Annotated in this window: 15 protein-coding genes; 5 read left to right on the forward strand and 10 right to left on the reverse strand. The window is 73.8% G+C overall.

The genetic code is table 11. The features are described from left to right. Positions 1-689: 689 nt before the first annotated feature. On the forward strand, positions 690-1,688 hold the full coding sequence (gene trpS, locus ACZ6ZI_RS07955) for a tryptophan--tRNA ligase (protein ID WP_469517717.1): 999 nt from the start codon (positions 690-692) through the stop codon (positions 1,686-1,688). Between the two features lie 63 nt (positions 1,689-1,751). Here the strand turns inward: trpS and proC are convergent, their stop codons facing one another. The 5 genes from proC to ACZ6ZI_RS07980 all read right to left on the reverse strand — a co-directional run bounded on the left by proC (position 1,752) and on the right by ACZ6ZI_RS07980 (position 5,299). After that, a complete protein-coding gene (gene proC / locus ACZ6ZI_RS07960) occupies positions 1,752-2,561 on the reverse strand; it encodes a pyrroline-5-carboxylate reductase (RefSeq protein ID WP_469517720.1) in 810 nt (269 codons plus the stop codon). A gap of 144 nt (positions 2,562-2,705) precedes the next feature. Beyond that, the gene (locus tag ACZ6ZI_RS07965; protein WP_363062866.1) at positions 2,706-3,443 is read right to left on the reverse strand and encodes an ABC transporter permease; all 738 of its coding nucleotides are present in this window, start codon (positions 3,441-3,443) and stop codon (positions 2,706-2,708) included. Then, a complete protein-coding gene (locus ACZ6ZI_RS07970) occupies positions 3,440-4,246 on the reverse strand; it encodes an ABC transporter ATP-binding protein (RefSeq protein WP_469517724.1) in 807 nt (268 codons plus the stop codon). The genes ACZ6ZI_RS07965 and ACZ6ZI_RS07970 overlap by 4 nt, the downstream gene beginning before the upstream one ends. A 111-nt stretch (positions 4,247-4,357) precedes the next feature. Beyond that, a complete protein-coding gene (locus ACZ6ZI_RS07975; protein ID WP_469518635.1) occupies positions 4,358-4,807 on the reverse strand; it encodes a hypothetical protein in 450 nt (149 codons plus the stop codon). A 189-nt stretch (positions 4,808-4,996) separates the two neighbouring features. Then, on the reverse strand, positions 4,997-5,299 hold the full coding sequence (locus ACZ6ZI_RS07980; protein WP_363062870.1) for a peptidase: 303 nt from the start codon (positions 5,297-5,299) through the stop codon (positions 4,997-4,999). A 106-nt stretch (positions 5,300-5,405) separates the two neighbouring features. Here ACZ6ZI_RS07980 and ACZ6ZI_RS07985 point away from each other — a divergent pair, with 106 nt between their 5' ends. Continuing rightward, entirely contained in the window at positions 5,406-7,580 is a 2,175-nt protein-coding gene (locus ACZ6ZI_RS07985) for a protein kinase domain-containing protein (protein ID WP_469517727.1), read from the forward strand. A gap of 58 nt (positions 7,581-7,638) precedes the next feature. Here ACZ6ZI_RS07985 and ilvD read toward each other — a convergent pair whose 3' ends face one another. From ilvD to ACZ6ZI_RS08005, 4 genes are all read right to left on the reverse strand, one after another. Next, positions 7,639-9,489 (reverse strand): dihydroxy-acid dehydratase, encoded by a 1,851-nt coding sequence (gene ilvD / locus ACZ6ZI_RS07990; protein ID WP_363062874.1) that lies wholly within the window; start codon positions 9,487-9,489, stop codon positions 7,639-7,641. A gap of 143 nt (positions 9,490-9,632) precedes the next feature. Continuing rightward, on the reverse strand, positions 9,633-10,355 hold the full coding sequence (locus tag ACZ6ZI_RS07995; RefSeq protein WP_469517731.1) for a TetR/AcrR family transcriptional regulator: 723 nt from the start codon (positions 10,353-10,355) through the stop codon (positions 9,633-9,635). Beyond that, positions 10,352-11,176, reverse strand: a complete 825-nt coding sequence (locus ACZ6ZI_RS08000; protein WP_363062878.1) for a sugar phosphate isomerase/epimerase family protein — start codon at positions 11,174-11,176, stop codon at positions 10,352-10,354. Before ACZ6ZI_RS08000 ends, ACZ6ZI_RS07995 begins: the two co-directional genes overlap by 4 nt. Positions 11,177-11,205: 29 nt before the next feature. Beyond that, a complete protein-coding gene (locus ACZ6ZI_RS08005; protein ID WP_363062880.1) occupies positions 11,206-12,132 on the reverse strand; it encodes a Ppx/GppA family phosphatase in 927 nt (308 codons plus the stop codon). A 62-nt stretch (positions 12,133-12,194) separates the two neighbouring features. On the opposite strand from ACZ6ZI_RS08005, the gene ACZ6ZI_RS08010 reads away from it, so the two are divergent. Beyond that, positions 12,195-13,019, forward strand: coding sequence for a DUF3109 family protein (locus ACZ6ZI_RS08010; RefSeq protein ID WP_469517740.1), 825 nt, complete (start codon positions 12,195-12,197; stop codon positions 13,017-13,019). Positions 13,020-13,049: 30 nt separating this feature from the next. Here ACZ6ZI_RS08010 and ACZ6ZI_RS08015 read toward each other — a convergent pair whose 3' ends face one another. After that, positions 13,050-14,948 (reverse strand): BACON domain-containing protein, encoded by a 1,899-nt coding sequence (locus tag ACZ6ZI_RS08015; RefSeq protein ID WP_469517743.1) that lies wholly within the window; start codon positions 14,946-14,948, stop codon positions 13,050-13,052. Positions 14,949-15,235: 287 nt separating this feature from the next. Between ACZ6ZI_RS08015 and radA the strand changes: the two genes are divergently transcribed. Both radA and disA read left to right on the forward strand, forming a co-directional pair. After that, entirely contained in the window at positions 15,236-16,651 is a 1,416-nt protein-coding gene (gene radA / locus ACZ6ZI_RS08020) for a DNA repair protein RadA (protein WP_469517747.1), read from the forward strand. A gap of 197 nt (positions 16,652-16,848) precedes the next feature. Further along, the gene (disA, locus tag ACZ6ZI_RS08025) at positions 16,849-17,973 is read left to right on the forward strand and encodes a DNA integrity scanning diadenylate cyclase DisA (protein ID WP_363062888.1); all 1,125 of its coding nucleotides are present in this window, start codon (positions 16,849-16,851) and stop codon (positions 17,971-17,973) included. The last annotated feature ends 31 nt before the right edge of the window (positions 17,974-18,004 follow it).

An 18,004-nucleotide genomic window follows, 5' to 3' on the forward strand; every position in this document is an offset into this window, starting at 1 on the left:
AACGGACGCTTCCTTTGTACTCACCCTCTCGGGCTTTCCTCCGGGCTTTCGTTCTGTGTTCTTGCGTTTCCGACTCTATCAGACTCTTTCGGGCCCGATTTCCTCGGTGCTTTCGAGGTTCTGCGCTTTCGCGTTTTCCCTTTCCGGCGGTTCCGACTCTATCAGACTCTTTCGGGTCTGACTCCCGGTCAGCGGGTTTTGCTTTCCGGGCTGTTGGGCCCTTCCGGCGAGTGAGACAGTAGCGGATTCCTTGCCCCCGAAGCCAATCGGCGGCTGCGTCCTGGAACGCGGATTCCTCATTCGCAAATACGCATGAAAACGAGACGACAGGGTGCGTCGTTCGTTCGAATGTGTAGTGCGGGATGGCTGTCCGGGGACCGACCGGAGTCGGCGCTCACGTCGGACAACTCGAAGAACCTTACGGACCGGGCACACCTGTGTCAACCCCTGGCTGACCGGTGGCCGGCCGAAAGTCCGATGCCGTCCTCGTGGTCCAAGAGCTAGGCTCGTCCCCATGACTACGCATGCGCTCAGCCTTCGCTGGTGGGCCGCCTGACGGCGGCCGATCCACACGCGAGCACGCATGCGCTCACGGCCGCCGATCCGGCGGCCGTTTCTGTTTCTCCCTCCCCGGGAGTGGCGCGGTCGCCCGACGCGGGGCCACCGACACGGACAGGGAGACAGAGGACATGACGAGGATCTTCAGCGGGGTCAAGCCGACCGGGCACCTGACGCTGGGCAACTACCTGGGGGCCGTACGGCAGTGGGTCGCCGCGGACCACGCGCCGGACGAGGCGCTGTTCTGCGTCGTCGACCTGCACGCGCTGACCGTCGAGCACGATCCGGCGCGGGTGCGCCGGCTGAGTCGGCAGGCGGCGACGTTGTTGCTGGCCGCCGGGTTGGACCCGCTCCGGTGCACCTTGTTCGTACAGAGCCACGTCGACGAGCACACCCGGCTGGCGTACCTGCTGGAGTGCACCGCCACGGACGGGGAGCTGCGGCGGATGGTCCAGTACCGGGAGAAGTCGGCGGTGGCGCAGGCTTCGGGGGGCGGCGTACGGCTGTCGTTGCTCACCTATCCGGTGCTGATGGCCGCGGACATCCTGGCGTACGGGACGGACGAGGTGCCGGTGGGTGAGGACCAGCGGCAGCACGTCGAGCTCACGCGGGACTTGGCGGTGCGGTTCAACCAGCGGTACGGGCACACGTTCGCCGTGCCGGAGGCGACGCATCCGGTCGTGGCGGCGCGGGTCATGGACCTCCAGGACCCGACGTCGAAGATGGGGAAGTCCGGTGACGCCGGGCCCGGGGTGGTGTTCATGCTCGACGAGCCGGACGTGATCCGCAGGAAGTTCATGCGGGCCGTGACCGACAGCGGGGACGGTGGGGTCGTCTACGACCGGGCCGCGCGGCCGGGGGTGGCGAACCTGCTCGACGTCCTGGGTGCCTGTACGGGTGGGGAGCCGGCGGTGCTCGCCGAGGGGTACGCGGGGTACGGGGCGCTGAAGCGGGACGTGGCCGAGGTGGTGGTGGAGACGCTGCGGCCGGTGCGGGAGCGGCACGCGGAGCTGGCGGCGGATCCCGGTGCGGTGGAGAAGGTGCTGCGGGAGGGCGCCGAGCGGGCCCGGGGGTTGGCGCGGCCGGTGGTGGACCGGGCGTACCGGGCGATCGGGTTGCTGGAGCCCTGAGGTCCGCGCCCCGCGAGGGGTGGGCCCCCGCCGTGTGCGGGGGCCCGTGACGGGGTGCGGGGGTCAGCTGTTGCCGGAGGCGAGTTCGCGGCTGCGGTCGCGGGCGGCTTCGAGGGCGGCGATGAGGGCGGCGCGGACGCCGTGGCGTTCGAGCTCGACGATGGCGTTGATGGTGGTGCCGGCCGGGGAGGTGACGGCCTCGCGGAGCTTGACCGGGTGTTCGCCGCTGTCGCGGAGCATGACGGCGGCGCCGATGGCGGCCTGGACGATGAGGTCGTGGGCCTGGGCGCGGGGCAGTCCGAGGAGGATGCCGGCGTCGGTCATGGCCTCGACGAGGAAGTAGAAGTAGGCGGGGCCGGAGCCGGAGAGGGCGGTGGCCGCGTCCTGCTGGGACTCGGGGACGCGCAGGGTCTTGCCGACGCCGCCGAAGATCTCCTCGGTGTGCGCGAGGTGGGCGGCGGTGGCGTGGCTGCCGGCGGAGATGACGGACATGGCCTCGTCGACGAGGGCGGGGGTGTTCGTCATGACGCGGACGACGGGGGTGCCGGGGGCGAGCCGTTCCTCGAAGAAGGAGGTCGGGATGCCGGCGGCGCCGCTGATGACCAGGCGGTCGGCGGGGACGTGGGGGGCGAGCTCTTCGAGGAGCTTGCCCATGTCCTGCGGCTTGACGGTGAGGATGAGGGTGTCGGCCCGCTCGGCGGCTTCCGCGTTGCTGACGGCCTCGACGCCGTAGCGGGTGCGCAGTTCCTCGGCGCGTTCGGAGCGGCGGGCGGTGACGAGGAGCTTGGAGGCGGGCCACCCGCCGCGGATCATTCCGCTGAGCAGGGCCTCGCCGATCTTGCCGGTACCGAGGACTGCGACTGTCTGGGTCATGCCCGATTCACCTCGCCGAACGTTTCCTTCACGCGTGCTGCGTATGCCTCCTCATCCTTTCACCCGTGGTGCGGGGGGCGGGGGGCTGTCCGCAGTGCGGTCAGTGCGGTCAGTGCGGTCAGGGTGCTCGGGGCGGTGGGGCGGTCAGGGGGTGCGGCGGCGCAGGGTGGCGGCGCCGAGGGCGAGGACGAGCAGGGCGCAGGCGGCGACGACGGCGGCGTCGCGGAGGAACTCGGTGGTCATGTCGGTGTGGGTGAGGACCTGGGTCATGCCGTCGACGGCGTAGGACATGGGCAGGACGTTCGAGATGCCTTCGAGGACGGGCTGCATGGTGTCGCGGGGTGCGAAGAGGCCGCACAGCAGGAGCTGGGGAAAGATCACGGCCGGCATGAACTGGACGGCCTGGAACTCGGACGCGGCGAAGGCGGAGACGAAGAGTCCGAGGGCGGTGCCGAGGAGGGCGTCGAGGAGGGCGACGAGCAGGAGCAGCCAGGGGGAGCCGGTGACGTCGAGGCCGAGGAGCCAGAGGGCGAGGCCGGTGGCGAGGAGGGACTGGGCGACGGCGACGGCGCCGAAGGCGAGGGCGTAGCCGGCGATGAGGTCGCCCTTGCCGAGGGGCATGGCGAGGAGGCGTTCGAGGGTGCCGGAGGTGCGTTCGCGCAGGGTGGCGATGGAGGTCACGAGGAACATCGTGATGAGGGGGAAGATGCCGAGCAGGGAGGCGCCGATGCCGTCGAAGGTGCGCGGGCTGCCGTCGAAGACGTAGCGCAGCAGGGTGAGCATCAGGACGGGGACCAGCAGCATCAGGGCGATGGAGCGCGGGTCGTGGCGGAGCTGGCGCAGGACGCGGGCGGCGGTGGCGGTGGTGCGGGCGGCGTTCATCGGGCTTCGGTCTCCTGGATGTCCCGGGCGGCGGCGTTGGCCTGGTCGACGAGGCGCAGGAAGCCTTCCTCGACGGTGGTGGCGTGGGTGCGGGTGCGCAGTGCGTCGGGGGTGTCGCGGGCGAGGATGCGGCCTTCGCGCATGAGGAGGAGGTCGTGGCAGCGTTCGGCCTCGTCCATGACGTGGGAGGAGACGAGGATCGTGGTGCCGCGGTCGGTGGTGAGGTCGTGGAAGAGGTTCCACAGGTCGCGGCGCAGGACGGGGTCGAGTCCGACGGTGGGTTCGTCGAGGACGAGGAGTTCGGGGGTGCCCAGGAGGGCGACGGCGAGGGAGACGCGGCTGCGTTGTCCGCCGGAGAGGTTGCCGGCGAGGGCGTCGGCGCGGGTGGTGAGGTCGACGTCGGCGATGGCGCGGGTGACGGCTTCGGCGCGGCGGTCGGCGGCGGCCCGGCCGGGGTCGAGGACGGCGGCGAAGTAGTCGAGGTTCTGTCGGACGGTGAGGTCGTCGTAGACGGAGGGGGCCTGGGTGACGTAGCCGACGCGGGAGCGGAGGGCGGGGTGTCCGGCGGGTCGGCCGAGGACGTCGAGGGTGCCGGTGACGTGGGCCTGGGTGCCGACGACGGCGCGCATGAGGGTGGATTTGCCGCAGCCGGAGGGGCCGAGGAGGCCGGTGATGCGGCCGCGGGGGACGTCGAAGGCGAGGGCGTCGAGGACGGTGCGGGGGCGGCGGCCGGTGCCGCGGCGGACGGTGAGGTCGTGGGCGTGGACGGCGTGGGAGGCCCCGTCCGACCGGTTATTCATCATGTGATGAATAATGCTCCTGGCGGTGCCCGGACGTCAATCGGCCGGAACGGACGAAGGCGCGGACGGGTGGTGCGGGCGGGTGGCGCGGACGGGTGATGGACCCGGCGGGGGCTACTTCCGGCGCTTGGGGCGGCGGGCGGCCGGGTTGCCCGTACGGGAACTGCGGCGGCGGTCGAATTCGGCCACGGCACGCTCGTACTCGGCGCGGTGGAGCTTCTCCCCCGGCGCCTCGAAGAGGGAGCGCAGGAAGTACGCGATGAGGGAGCCGATGAAGCCGATCGCCTTCAGGCCCTTGAGGGCGGCCTCGTCGGAGGACGGGGCGGCACGACGGCTGAAGGAGTCCCAGGTCTTGACGAAGGCGATGGAACTCGCGATCGCGAAGAGGATGACCACGGAGATGCTGAGGAACGGGCCGACGTTGCCGATCTCCAGGCCCTCGTAGGCGAAGCGCAGCAGGTACGCGGCGGCCACGGCGCCCAGCAGCGAGCCGACGGCGACGCCCGCGCGGCGCGCGGCGTAGCCGCCGTCGTGGTCCACCCAGGTGGTGCCGAAGAACTTGATCGGCTCGGGCCGCGGGCCGGGCGCGGGCTCCGGGCGGGCTTCGGCCCGGCGCTCCCGCGAGCCCTGCTCCGGCTGCCGGTCCTGGTTCTGGTCTCGCTGCTCGTCTTCGCTCACACCGGCGATTATCCCCCGGCGGGCACGGCCCGCCGGGGGCGTCTCACGTGGCAGAACGGTGACGGGCCGACCGGCTCAGGCGCAGCGGCCGGCGACGTAGCCGTCGCTCCCGGTGCGGACGTAGGCGTCGGAGACGAACTGGCCGTTGCCGATGCAGTCCCACAGGTCGGTGGTGCCGTACGGGCCCGAGACCATCGTGCCGGGGCACTGGCAGCGGATGGTGACGCTCGCGCCCAGGGGCAGCACGCGCACGACGGAGTAGTTGGTGCCCGGGCCGCTGCGGACGTTCACCTGGTGGCCGGGCGCGACCGGGAAGGTCGGGAAACCGCTCGCGGCGGCCAGGCTCTCGACCTGGCTCGAATCGTTCTCGACGGACATAAGAAAACTCCCCCCATGGGTGTTGCCCTGCGCAACGCGCGCAGGGTAGCAGGACCTTGGGGTTCCGCCCGCGCCATCGACTAGGCTCGATCGGGGGTGATGAGCGGTGCATTCGCTGCGCGCGGACTACGCGGGGTTTCCGGAGTACGCCGGGCAGTACCGGCTCGAATCCGTGCTCGGCTCCGGCGGCATGGGCGTCGTCCACCTGGCCGCCTCCAGCTCCGGGCTGAAACTCGCCGTCAAGGTGGTCCACGCCCAGCACGCGGTGGACCCGGAGTTCCGCGCGCGGTTCCGGCAGGAGGTCGCGGCCGCCCGGCGCGTGAGCGGGGCCTTCACCGCGCCCGTCGTCGACGCCGACCCCGACGCCGAACGGCCGTGGATGGCCACCCTGTTCATCGACGCCCCGACCCTGTCCGAGCGGGTCCGCGAGCGCGTACTGGACCCCGACGAACTGATCCGGCTCGCGGCCGGCCTGGCCGAGGCCCTGCGCGACATCCACCGGGCCGGCGTCGTGCACCGGGACCTGAAGCCGAGCAACGTGCTGATGGCCCCCGACGGGGTGCGCGTCATCGACTTCGGCATCTCGCGCCCGGCCGACAGCGACCTGCGGACCGAGACGGGCAAGCTGATCGGAACGCCGCCGTTCATGGCGCCCGAACAGTTCCAGCGGCCCCGCGAGGTGGGCACCGCCGCGGACGTGTTCGCCCTCGGCGCGGTGCTCGTGCACGCGGCGACCGGCCGGGGCCCCTTCGACTCCGACAGCCACTACCTCGTCGCCTACCAGGTCGTGCACAGCGAGCCGGACCTCACCGGGCTGCCCGCGCCGCTCGTGCCGATCGTGACCCGCTGCCTGGCCAAGGACCCGGAGCTCCGGCCGACCGCCGAGGCCCTGATCGCCGAGGTCCGCGCCGCGACGAGCCCGACGGGCGAGGACACGCAGACCTTCATACCGCAGCCGCGCCGGCCCTCCCCGCTGGAGGAGGAGCCGGTCACGCACCTCCGCGACCGGCCCGCTGCCCGGGAACCGGACCGGCGGGCGGAGCCGGACACGGGGTCGGGACCCGCCGCCGCAGCCCCCGCCCGGCGCGCCCGACGGCGCCTCGTGCGGGGCGCCGCCGCCCTCGCGCTGCTCCTCGCCGGCGGGGCCGGCGCCTGGCTGCACTTCGCCACCGCCGACGAGGCCCCGCGCACCCGCGTCGGACAGGGCCCCGACACCGGGCACGACCCGGCCCCCCTCACCCCCTGGGCCACCACCCTGGGCGAGCCCGGCGCCGGGAACCGGGCCGCCGCCTGCTCCTGGCTGTCGGGCGGCCTCTACTGCTCCGGGCACGACATCGCCGCGGGCCGCCTGGACCCGGCGAACGGCGCGCCGCTGTGGTCCGTACGGGCCGGCGAGGCCGCCGAACGGACGGCCGCCGACAGCGCGCCCGCGTACGGCGGCGGGCTGATCGTCTCCGTCGCCTCGGGCAGCCGCACCCTGCGGGCGCTGGACCCCGCCACCGGGGCGGAACGCTGGAAGCGCGCCCTGCCCGACGCCACCCGCGTCCTGGTCCTCGGCGAGCGGACCCTGCTCGCCGGCCCGACCGGCGAGGCGACCGTCCTCGACACGGCCACCGGGACGCAGCGCTGGACCCGCCGGATCGGCGGCGTCGGCTCCGTCTGGTGGTCCGACCCGGACGGATCCGGGCTCTACGCCGCCACCCGCGAGGCCGACGGCCGGGCGACGCAGCTCGTCTCCGTGGCCCCGGAGAGCGGAGCCGAACGCTGGCACCTGCGCACGAGCGGGATGCTGCGCCCCCTCGGCGTCGCCCGGGGGGCGGCGTACCTCCTGGACGACGACACCTCGACGAAGACCCGCGCGGTCGTCCGCCTGGACCTGGCGAGCCGCGCCCTGCACCGCGTCCCGCTGTCCGTGCCCCTCCTCGACGCGGAGGGATCGGTCGGCCCCGACGGGACGGTGTACGCCTTCGGAACGGCGGGGGCGCTCGTGGCCGTCGGGCAGGACGGGGAGCTCTGGCGCCGGGAGACCGGGGTGTCGGCGGCCTCGCGGCCGGTGTTCTCGCAGGGGCGGCTCTTCCTGAGCGCGCAGGACGGCCGGCTGCTGGCCGTGGACGCGACGGCCGGACGGCTGGAGGGGCAGACGAAGCTGCGCGCGCCGGCCGGTGCGGGCGCCTTCAGCGCCACCCTGCCCGCCCCCGTCGCCGCCGAGGGCCGGGTCTTCGCGACCGCGCCCGACGGCAGCGTCTTCGCCGTGGACGCGCGGAACCCCGCCGGGTGGTGAAGCGGCCCGGCGGGGTCCTCGTACGTCCGGTGGTGGGACGGGGAGCGGTGGTGCGGGATCAGCCCAGGCGGCTGACGTCGCGCACGGCGCCCTTGTCGGCGCTGGTCGCCATCGCCGCGTAGGCGCGCAGGGCCGCGGAGACCTTGCGCTCGCGGTCCTTCGGCGCGTACACGCCGCCCAGGGCCGCGTGGCGGGCGGCCAGGGTGGCCTCGTCGACCAGCAGCTCGATCGAGCGGTTCGGGATGTCGATGCGGATGCGGTCGCCGTCCTCGACGACGGCGATGTCGCCGCCCGAGGCCGCTTCCGGGGAGGCGTGGCCGATGGACAGGCCCGAGGTGCCGCCGGAGAAGCGGCCGTCCGTCACCAGGGCGCAGACCTTGCCGAGGCCGCGGCCCTTGAGGAAGGACGTCGGGTAGAGCATCTCCTGCATGCCGGGGCCGCCGCGCGGACCCTCGTAGCGGATGACGACGACGTCACCGGCCTTCACCTCCTTGCGGAGGATCTTGTCGACGGCCTCGTCCTGCGACTCGCACACCACGGCCGGGCCCTCGAAGGTCCAGATCGACTCGTCCACGCCGGCGGTCTTGACGACGCAGCCGTCGACGGCGATGTTGCCGCGCAGCACCGCCAGGCCGCCGTCCTTGGAGTAGGCGTGCTGGACGGAGCGGATGCAGCCGCCCTCGGCGTCGAGGTCGAGGGTGTCCCAGCGCTCGGACTGGGAGAAGGCGGTGGCGGAGCGCTTGCAGCCGGGGGCCGCGTGCCACAGCTCCATGGCCTCCTCGGAGGCGGTCGCGGAGCGGGCGTCCCAGGTGCCCAGCCAGTCGTCGAGGCCCTGGGAGTGGACGGTGGTGACGTTCTTGTTGAGGAGGCCGCCGCGGTGCAGCTCGCCGAGGATCGCGGGGATGCCGCCGGCGCGGTGGACGTCCTCCATGTAGTACGTGCCGCCGGGCGCCACGTTCGGGGCGACCTTGGCCAGGCAGGGGACGCGGCGCGAGACCTCGTCGATGTCCTTGAGGTCGTACTCCAGGCCCGCCTCCTGCGCCGCCGCCAGCAGGTGCAGGATCGTGTTCGTGGAACCGCCCATGGCGATGTCGAGGGCCATGGCGTTCTCGAAGGCCTCGCGGGTGGCGATGTTGCGGGGCAGGACGGACTCGTCGCCGCCCTCGTAGTAGCGCTTGGTGATCTCCACGACCGTGCGGCCGGCGTTCTCGTAGAGGGCGCGGCGGGCGGTGTGCGTGGCGAGGACCGAGCCGTTGCCCGGGAGGGCCAGGCCGATGGCCTCGGCGAGGCAGTTCATCGAGTTGGCGGTGAACATGCCGGAACACGAGCCACAGGTCGGACAGGCGTTCTCCTCGATGCGGAGCACGTCCTCGTCGGACACGTTCTCGTTGGAGGCGTCGACCATCGCGTCGATCAGGTCCAGCTTGCGGACGGTGCCGTCGACGAGGGTGGCCTGGCCGGCCTCCATCGGACCGCCGGAGACGAAGACGACCGGGATGTTCAGGCGCATGGCGGCCATCAGCATGCCCGGGGTGATCTTGTCGCAGTTGGAGATGCAGATCAGGGCGTCGGCGCAGTGCGCCTCGACCATGTACTCCACGCTGTCCGCGATGAGGTCGCGGGAGGGCAGGGAGTACAGCATCCCGGCGTGGCCCATGGCGATGCCGTCGTCGACGGCGATCGTGTTGAACTCGCGCGGGATGGCGCCGGCGGCGCGGATGGCGTCGGAGACGATGCGGCCGACCGGGGCCAGGTGGGTGTGGCCGGGCACGAACTCGGTGAACGAGTTGGCCACCGCGATGATCGGCTTGCCGATGTCCTCGCTCGCTACGCCCGACGCGCGCATCAGCGCACGAGCGCCTGCCATGTTGCGGCCGTGGGTGACGGTGCGGGACCTCAGCTCGGGCATGCGGTTTCACTCCCCATGAGTGCGGCTGTACGGTCAGCCGCGACTGTGGATATGGCTCGGTTACGAGGCTACGCCCACCGCCCGCGATCCGGACACCTCGTCCGCATGCCGGGACGCGGGGCTCATTCCTCGGTCAGGCCCCGTCAGGCCTCGGTCAGGTAGCGCTGGAGGGTGGGGGCGACCAGGGTGACGATCTCCTCCGGGTCGGCGGAGGCCAGCGGCTCCACCTGGACGACGTAGCGCAGGATCGCGATCCCGACCATGTGCGAGGCGGCCAGCTCGGCCCGGAAGGTCGGGTTCGGGACGTCGAGGTCGGCGGCGACCCGCTCCAGCAGGCGGCGCAGGACCAGCCCCCGCAGGACCTTGGCGGCGGCCTCGTGCGTGAGCGCGGAACGGATCACGGCCAGCATGGGGACGCGCGTGACCGGGTTCTCCCACACGCTCAGGAAGTACCGGGCGAGCCGCTCCCCGATGCCGTCGGGGCCCTCGCCGAGGATGGCCGGAACCACCAGGGCGGGCTCCATGGACACCTCGACGGCGGCGGCGAACAGGTCGTCCTTGGTCCCGAAGTAGTGGTGCACCAGCGCCGGGTCCACGCCGGCGACCTTCGCGATGCCGCGCACGGAGGTCTTGTCGTAGCCGCGCTCGGCGAACACCTCGCGGGCGGCGAGCCGGATCCGCTCCTGGGTGCCGGGGCCGTCGTCGGCCTCGTCCTGCCGGGGGCGGCCGGGGCCGCGCCGGCGCCTGACGGGGGCGGGGGCCGTCGGCTCGGCGGGTTCGGACTCCGGCTCGGGCTCGGTGGGGTCGGACTCGGTGGGGTCGGGCTCGGTGGGGTCGGGCTCGGTGGGGTCGGTGGGGTCGGTCACGGGCGTCGCGCCGGTTCCGCGAGGTGGCGGCGGGTGAACTCCAGCGCCTCGGCGAGGTCGGCCTCGCGTTCCGCGGAGGACATCGCCCGGCGGGTGTTCACCTCGATGACGATGTGCCCGTCGAAGGACGTACGGGCCAACCCGGCGAGCAGCTCGGCGCAGGGCTGCGTGCCGCGCCCGGGGACCAGGTGCTCGTCCTTCGCGGAGCCGTTCCCGTCGGCGAGGTGGATGTGGGCCAGCCGGTCGCCCATCCGGTCGATCATCGCGGCGGCGTCGGTGCGGGCGGTCGCGGTGTGGGAGAGGTCGACGGTGAAGTGCCGGTAGTCGTCCTTGGTCACGTCCCACTCGGGCGCGTAGGCGAGCATCTCGCGGTCGCGGTAGCGCCACGGGTACATGTTCTCCACGGCGAACCGCACGTCCGTCTCGTCCGCCATCCGCCAGATCCCGCCGACGAAGTCCCGCGCGTACTGCCGCTGCCAGCGGAACGGCGGGTGCACGACGACCGTGGACGCCCCGAGCTTCTCGGCCGCGGCCTGCGCGCGCTGGAGCTTGGTCCACGGGTCGGTGGACCACACGCGCTGCGTGATCAGCAGACACGGCGCGTGGATGGCCAGGATCGGCACGCCGTGGTCGTCGGACAGCCGGCGCAGGGCGTCGACGTCCTGGCTGACCGGATCCGTCCACACCATGACCTCGACCCCGTCGTAACCGAGGCGGCCGGCGATCTCGAACGCGGTCGCCGTGGACTCCGGATACACGGAGGCGGTGGACAGGGCGACCTTCGGGGCGCGGGTGGTCGGGATACGGACTGGTTCTGCCACGGTGACAGGTTACGCGCGCGACGCCCCCGCTACGGCAGGTGGTCCAGGCGGCGGAGGATCACGCCCTCGCGCAGGGCCCAGGGGCAGATCTCCAGTTCCTCGACGCCGAGGAGGTCCATCGTGGCCTCCGCCACCAGGGCGCCGGCCAGGAGTTGTCCGGCGCGGCCCTCGGAGACGCCGGGCAGGCCGGCGCGTTCGGCGGCGGTCATCGTCGCCAGGCGCGGGACCCACTCCTCCAGGGACTTGCGGGTCAGGTCGCGCTGGACGTACAGGCCGTCCGCCTCGCGGGCCGCTCCCGCGATCCGGGCGAGCTGCTTGAAGGTCTTGGAGGTGGCCACCACGTGGTCCGGGACCCCGAAGCGGCTGAACTCGCCGACGGTCCGCGCGATCTGGGCCCGCACGTGCCGGCGCAGCGCCTTCACGTCGCCCGGGTCCGGCGGGTCGGTCGGGAGCCAGGCGGAGGTGAGGCGGCCGGCGCCGAGCGGCAGGGAGACGGCGGCGTCCGGGTCCTCGTCGATGCCGTACGCGATCTCCAGCGAGCCGCCGCCGATGTCGAGGACGAGGAGCTTGCCCGCCGACCAGCCGAACCAGCGCCGCACGGCGAGGAAGGTGAGGCGGGCCTCGTCCCCGCCGCTGAGGACGGGCAGGTCGACCCCGGTCTCGGCCTTGACGCGGGCGAGGACCTCGTCGGCGTTGGTGGCCTCGCGCACCGCGCTGGTCGCGAAGGGCAGGACGTCCTCGCAGCCCTTGTCCTCGGCGGCCTGTACGGCGGCCCCGATCACGGACACGAGCCGCTCGATGCCGTCGGGGGAGACGGCGCCGTGCTCGTCGAGCAGCTCCGCCAGTCGTAGTTGCACCTTGTGCGAGTGCGCGGGCAGGGGGCGCGCGCCGGGGTGGGCGTCCACCACCAGCAGATGCACCGTGTTCGAACCCACGTCGAGGACACCGAGTCTCATACGGGAAACGCTACTGGGCCGAACGCGTAGGGGTGAGGTAAGGGGCGCTTAGGCTTGGGTTTGTGCCAAATACGAAGAAGGCCAACAAGAACGCGTCGAAGAGGTCCGCGGGCGGGGCGAAGCCCAAGGGCAAGGGCAAGGAGCCGGACGAGAAGGGGCTGGACTTCCCCCGGGCCTGGGTGGAGTTCCCCGATCCCGCCGACGACGAACAGGTCTTCCGCTGTGACCTGACGTGGCTGACCTCCCGCTGGACCTGCGTCTTCGGCAGTGGCTGCCAGGGCATCCAGGCGGGTCGGGCCTCCGACGGCTGCTGCACGCTCGGGGCGCACTTCTCCGACGAGGACGACGAGAAGCGGGTCGCCGAACACGTGGCACGGCTGACGCCGGAGCTGTGGCAGTTCCACGACGAGGGCAGCGAGAGCGGCTGGACGCAGTTCGACGACGACGGGGAGAAGCAGACCCGCCGCTGGGACGGCGCCTGCATCTTCCTGAACCGGCCCGGTTTCCCGGCCGGGGCGGGCTGTTCGCTGCACATCCTGGCGTTGAAGAGCGGCCAGGAGCCGCTGGAGACCAAGCCGGACGTGTGCTGGCAGCTCCCGATCCGCCGCACCTACGACTGGATCGACCGGCCGGACGACACCCGGGTGCTCCAGGTGTCGATCGGCGAGTACGACCGGCGCGGTTGGGGGCCGGGCGGTCACGACCTGCACTGGTGGTGCACGTCGGCGACCTCGGCGCACGGTGCGGGCAAGCCGGTGTACGAGTCGTACCGGCCGGAGCTGACGGAGCTGATGGGCCCGGAGGCCTACGCGGAGCTGGTGCGGCTGTGCGAGGCGCGGCTCGCCTCGCTGCTGCCCATGGCCCCGCACCCGGCGGACCCGGTCTAGGTCCCCGCCAGGTCGCTTCCCCCCGGGGCGCTACGTCGCCGGCCCCGGGGAAACCGTTCCTTCCGACTGGCCCCCCGACGGGCCGGGCTCCGCGGGCGTGCTCGGGGTCGGCGTCGGTGAGGGGGGTGTCGGGGTCGGCGTCGGCTCCGGCGGGGTGGGCGTGGGCGTCGGGGTCGGGGTGGGCTCCGGCGTCGGTTCGGCGGTGGGCGGGGTGCGGGTCGGGGTGGGTTCGGCGGGGGGCGCCGGGCGGCCCCGGCCCTGGATGGCGATCACCGCGCCGCCCGGGTCCACGCCGACGCGGGCCGACCAGGCGCCGACCGGCTGGGCCTCGACGTCCACGGTGATCCGTAGGGTGACCGATTCTCCAGGGGCCAGGGTGCCCGCCGTCCGGCTCGCCCGCAGCCAGGGGGCGTCGGACCAGAGCCGCCAGTCGACGGGGGCGCCGCCGGAGGCGCTCAGCGTCAGCAGGGTCACGGAACCCTGGCCGGCGGCGGCCACGGTGAGCCGCCCGGGGGCGCCGGGGGCGCCCGGTTCGGGGGTGACGGGCGGGCCGGAGCTGATGACCTCGACGGAGACGTCGGGGGCGGCGCTGCCCGGGGCGAACCCCGGTTCGCCGGTGGTGTGGGCGGTGTTGCCGAGGTTCTCGTACGCGGTCAGGGGCAGGCCCCCGACCGGCGGCGGGATCTGCGATTCACCGGCGGAGATCCGGGTGCCCTCGGCGCCGACGGGTTCGCCGGTGACGGGCGCGCCCCGGTAGGCGGCCCACAGGGCGATCACGGGCGCGGCGATGACGGTGGCGACGACGGTGGTGGTCACGGCGCGGGCCCGGATCCGGTCGCGGCGGGCGGCGCGGTCCTTGGCCGCGAGGGGGAAGCCGGTGCGGTCGAAGCGCGGGACGGGCCGGCCGGAGCGGCGGCGCCCGGAGCGCAGCATGGCGGCGTGGACGGCCCGGCGGGGGGCCGGGACCAGGGGGAGGGCGGCGGTGACGCCGGCGGAGCCGGGCCAGGGCGCGCGGGCGCCGACGTGTTCGGCGGCGCGGCGGCAGCGCGGGCAGTCGTCGACGTGGCGCACCAGCTCGGCGCGCAGGGTGCTGGACAGCAGGACGTCGCCGCTGCGCCCGCCCAGCCCTCCGGGGCCGGCCGGGGCGCCGTACCCCTCCTCCGGGCCGTCGCCGCCGGTGAGGCGGGAGACGACCGGGCAGTTCCCGGTCTCGACGACGGCGAGGGCGGCGCGCGTGCGCTCCACCTCGCAGGCGGCGGCGGACAGCAGCTCGCGGGCGGCGGGGGCGGGGGTGCCGAGGACGGAGGCGAGTTCGGTGACGCCGAGGCGGTGGCGGACGGCGAGTTCGAGGGCCTCGCGCTGTTCCGGGGTGGTGCCGGCGGCCTCGGGCCAGGCGAGCCGGGCGAGTTCGGTGCGGCGGTAGGCGTTCACGTCGAGGCCCCGCGGCGCGTCCGGCGCATGCCCGGCGTCCGTGTGCTCCGGCGCGCGCCGGGCGGCATGCGCCCCTTGGCGGGCGCGCCGCCGTTCGGCGAGCCGGCTCAGGCAGGCCCAACGGGCGAGGGCGTACAGCCAGGCGCGCCGTTCGCCCTCGTCGGGGCAGCGGCCCGGGTGCCGCTCGGCCACGGCGAGGACGTCGCCGAGGACGTCGGTGGCGACGTCGTGGTCGCACAGGACCGACAGGCAGTACGTGAACAGTCCGTCGAGATAGGGCTCGTGCCGGAAGGGCGGCGGCTCGGCGGCGGGCGCTTCGGGGCCCTCCGCGGCGGGCGCTTCGGGGCCCGGGCCCGGATCCGCGCCCCCGACGGCGGCTCCGGCCGGGGCTCCGGCCGCTTCCGCGGCGGCCCGGGTCCCGCTTCCTCCTCCGCTGCCGGCCCTCGTCCCGTGGCCGGCCGGGAACGCGGCCGGGGCCCGCGATCCCTCCTGTCCCATCGAGCCCTCTTCTCCCTCCGGTCCCACCGGCCCCGCCGAGGGCGTGCGCCCGTGCGCCCGGTGTGCGCCGGTGCGCGCCGTGGGGTGTCCCTGGTTGCTGCTGTTCACTCGGCGACCGTAGGCGGCACGCCGCCGGCGCCCCGGAAGCCTTCAGCGGTTTTAGCTCTTACGGGTGAACGGATCCGAGGTCCGCTGACGGCGTCCCTGACGCGGGCGACCCCGGCCCCGGCCGTCCCCCGGTCGGCCCCCGCCCGCCGCTGTCGGTGCGGGCCGCTACGGTGGCCCGTATGGCTGCCCGCACCGCTCGTTCATCCGCCAAGGACCGACCGTCCTACCGCTGCTCCGAATGCGGGTGGACCACCGCGAAGTGGCTCGGCCGCTGCCCCGAGTGCCAGGCCTGGGGGACCGTCGAGGAGATGGGCGCCCCGGCCGTACGGACCACCGCGGCCGGCCGCGTCTCCACGGCCGCGCTGCCCATCGCCCAGGTCGACGGCCGTACGGCGACGGCGCGCAGCACCGGCGTGGACGAGCTCGACCGTGTCCTCGGCGGCGGACTGGTGCCCGGCGCGGTGGTGCTGCTGGCGGGCGAACCGGGCGTCGGCAAGTCGACGCTGCTGCTGGACGTCGCCGCGAAGGCGGCCGGCGGCGACCACCGGACCCTGTACGTCACCGGCGAGGAGTCGGCGAGCCAGGTGAGGCTGCGGGCCGACCGGATCAACGCCCTGAGCGATCACCTGTACCTCGCCGCCGAGACCGACCTGTCCGCGGTGCTGGGGCACCTCGACGCGGTCAAGCCGTCCCTGCTGGTCCTGGACTCCGTGCAGACCATCGCCTCCCCCGAGATCGACGGCGCGCCCGGCGGCATGGCCCAGGTGCGGGAGGTCGCGGGCGCGCTGATCCGGGCCTCGAAGGAGCGCGGCATGGCCACCCTGCTCGTCGGCCACGTCACCAAGGACGGGGCCATCGCCGGCCCGCGCCTGCTGGAGCACCTGGTGGACGTGGTGCTCAGCTTCGAGGGCGACCGGCACGCCCGGCTGCGTCTGGTGCGCGGTGTGAAGAACCGTTACGGGGCCACCGACGAGGTCGGCTGCTTCGAGCTGCACGACGAGGGCATCACGGGTCTGGCCGACCCGAGCGGACTGTTCCTGACCCGCCGCGCCGAGGCGGTGCCGGGCACCTGCCTGACCGTGACCCTGGAGGGGAAGCGGCCGCTGGTCGCCGAGGTGCAGGCGCTCACCGTCGACTCGCAGATCCCCTCCCCCCGCCGCACCACCTCGGGCCTGGAGACCTCGCGCGTGTCGATGATGCTCGCGGTGCTGGAGCAGCGCGGGCGCATCACGGCGCTCGGCAAGCGGGACATCTACAGCGCGACCGTGGGCGGGGTGAAGCTGACCGAGCCGGCCGCCGACCTGGCGATCGCGCTGGCGCTGGCCTCGGCCGCCAGTGACGTGCCGCTGCCGAAGAACCTCGTCGCGATCGGGGAGGTCGGCCTGGCCGGCGAGGTCCGGCGGGTGACGGGCGTGCAGCGGCGGCTGGCCGAGGCGCACCGGTTGGGCTTCACGCACGCGCTGGTTCCCGCGGACCCGGGGAAGGTGCCGGCCGGGATGAAGGTGACGGAGGTCGCGGACATGGGGGACGCGCTGCGGGTCCTGCCGCGCGGCCGCTCGCGCACGCCCGCCCGGGACCGGGCCGCCGCCGAGTAGCGGCGGGAGCCGTCCGGCCGGAGCCGTCCGGCGGGAGTTTCGGGGCGCGGGGTCCGGGGCAGGTCAAAGGGTCCCCACGGGCGCCCGTGGGGGCGGTGCGGGCCAAGGCTCGGCGGGCGCACAGGCCGCGCCGGTAGACTTTGTGCTGGTCCGCCCGGCCCCACGCAGGCGGCGCAACCCGCGACCGGAGGAGTGCAGTGGCAGCCAAGGACGGGGCATCGGCACCCGGGAAGTCCGGCGCGAGCTCCAAGCACGACGCCCTCATGCGCGCCTCGCTCAGTGCGGTCGCGCCCGGTCAGCCGTTGCGCGACGGCCTGGAGCGGATCGTCCGCGGCAACACGGGCGGCCTGATCGTCCTCGGCATGGACAAGGCCGTCGAGGCGATGTGCACGGGCGGCTTCGTCCTCGACGTGGAGTTCACGGCGACGCGGCTGCGCGAGCTGTGCAAGCTCGACGGGGCGCTGATCCTCGACAAGGACCTCACCAAGATCCTGCGGGCCGGCGTGCAGCTCGTCCCGGACGCCTCGATCCCCACGGAGGAGACGGGCACCCGGCACCGTACCGCCGACCGCGTCTCCAAGCAGTGCGGCTTCCCGGTGGTGTCGGTCTCGCAGTCGATGCGGCTGATCGCCCTGTACGTGGACGGCGAGCGACGGGTCCTGGAGGAGTCCGGGGCGATCCTGTCGCGTGCCAACCAGGCGCTGGCCACGCTGGAGCGCTACAAGCTGCGCCTGGACGAGGTCGCGGGCACGCTGTCGGCGTTGGAGATCGAGGACCTGGTCACGGTCCGCGACGTGACGGCGGTCGCGCAGCGGCTGGAAATGGTCCGCCGGATCGCGACGGAGATCGCCGAGTACGTGGTCGAACTGGGCACGGACGGGCGACTGCTCTCGCTCCAGCTGGACGAGCTGACCGTCGGCATCGAGCAGGAGCGCGAGCTGGTCATCCGGGACTACGTGCCGGAGCCGACGGCGAAGCGTTCCCGCACGGTGGACGAGGCGCTGCCGGCGCTGGACGCGCTGACGCATCCGGAGCTGTTGGAGCTGGCCATCGTGGCGAAGGCCCTGGGTTACACGGGTTCGCCGGAGACCCTGGACTCGGCGGTGTCCCCGCGCGGGTACCGGCTGCTGGCGAAGGTGCCGCGGCTGCCGGGGGCGATCATCGAGCGGCTGGTCGAGCACTTCGGGGGCCTGCAGAAGCTGCTGGCCGCGAGCGTGGACGACCTCCAGACCGTGGACGGTGTCGGCGAGGCGCGGGCGCGCAGCGTCCGGGAGGGCCTGTCGCGCCTGGCGGAGTCCTCGATCCTGGAGCGCTACGTCTAGGAGTTCCCCGTGGCCCCGGCGGCCGACGGCC

The organism is Streptomyces sp. NPDC103540, from assembly GCF_055584445.1.